2 protein-coding genes are annotated in these 1,519 nt (G+C 67.7%); one reads left to right on the forward strand and one right to left on the reverse strand.

Annotated elements, in window-relative coordinates; genetic code table 11:
• Positions 1-87: 87 nt before the first annotated feature.
• Entirely contained in the window at positions 88-1,209 is a 1,122-nt protein-coding gene (locus ACFY1L_RS55980; RefSeq protein ID WP_388843381.1) for an IS630 family transposase, read from the forward strand.
• A 30-nt stretch (positions 1,210-1,239) separates the two neighbouring features.
• On the opposite strand, the gene ACFY1L_RS55985 is transcribed toward ACFY1L_RS55980, so the two are convergent.
• Positions 1,240-1,518: an Imm51 family immunity protein gene (locus ACFY1L_RS55985; RefSeq protein WP_388843383.1), complete on the reverse strand. Its 279-nt coding sequence runs from the start codon at positions 1,516-1,518 to the stop codon at positions 1,240-1,242.
• Between the last annotated feature and the right edge of the window lies 1 nt (position 1,519).

Below are 1,519 nucleotides of genomic sequence, written 5' to 3' on the forward strand. Positions count from 1 at the left end.
CTAGTGCTGTGACCGCATAGGTTCGCCGGGTTGGTGGTCGTGGCGGTTGGATGTGCGGTGACGTCCGATCCGACTGCTGGAGGCGCGGTGGCCGAGCCTGTTCGTGTGCGCAGACTGACCGACCAGGAGGGGCACAAACTGCAGCAGATCGTGCGCCGCGGCAGCACCAACTCCGTGCGCTACCGGCGCGCGATGATGCTGCTGGCCTCGGCCGGCGGGAACCGGGTGCCGGTGATCGCCCAGCTGGTGCAGGCCGACGAGGACACCGTGCGTGATGTGATCCACCGGTTCAACGAGATCGGCCTGGCCTGTCTGGACCCTCGGTGGGCGGGAGGCCGTCCCCGCCTGCTCAGTCGTGACGACGAGGACTTCATCGTTCAGACGGCCACCACCCGCCCCACAAAGCTCGACCAGCCCTTCACCCGCTGGTCGCTACGCAAACTCGTCGCCTACCTGCGGAAAGTCCACGGCCGGGTGATCCGCATCGGCCGCGAGGCGTTACGCGGCCTGCTCGCCCGCCGCGGCGTCACCTTCCAGCGCACCAAGACATGGAAGGAATCCCCCGACCCCGACCGCGAGACGAAGCTGGACCGGATCGAGGAGGTCCTTCACCGCTTCCCGGACCGGGTGTTCGCCTTCGATGAGTTCGGCCCGCTCGGAATCCGGCCCACCGCAGGCTCGGGGTGGTCTCAACGGAAGCACCCCGACCGGGTGCCGGCCACCTACCACCGCACTCACGGGGTGCGCTACTTCCACGGCTGCTACTCGGTCGGCGACGACCGCCTGTGGGGCGTCAACCGCCGCAAGAAGGGCGCCGCGAACACGCTGGCCGCGCTGAAGTCGATCCGCGCCGCCCGTCCCGACGGCGCCCCCATCTACGTCATCATGGACAACCTGTCCGCACACAAAGGCGCCGACATCCGCCGCTGGGCGAAGAAGCACAAGGTCGAGTTGTGCTTCACCCCGACCTACGCCTCGTGGGCCAACCCGATCGAGGCGCACTTCGGACCGCTGCGGCAGTTCACCATCGCCAACTCCAACCACCCCAACCACACCGTGCAGACCCGGGCCCTGCACGCCTACCTGCGCTGGCGCAACGCCAACGCCCGCCACCGAGACGTCCTGGCCGCCGAACGCAAGGAACGCGCCCGCATCCGCAGCGAGAAAGGCATCCGCTGGGGCGGACGCCCCCTCGCCACCGCGGCCTGAACAACCCTGCGAACCCATGCAGTCACAGCGTTAGTCGTCGAATTCGAAGCCTGAAGTCTTCGCACGGGCAATGATGTCGCGGACTACCTCGGGGCTTGTGATGACGGACTCAACAGCCGTTTTGAGCCGCGCGAGGTCGCTCGAACTCCCGACCGCACAGAACATGCCGGCCTCGCTGTCGAAATCGAGGCGCTCGACAATATCCGGCCAGGCAAACCGCACGAGACCTTCCCAGAAGTACCCGTTCGGCTCGTGCCCGGCGGCAACTACTGCGGCGTCGGCGGCCAGGCCACCGGCATCCAGCGTCAGC

This window comes from Streptomyces sp. NPDC001663 (assembly GCF_042893105.1).
Taxonomy (GTDB): Bacteria; Actinomycetota; Actinomycetes; order Streptomycetales; family Streptomycetaceae; genus Streptomyces.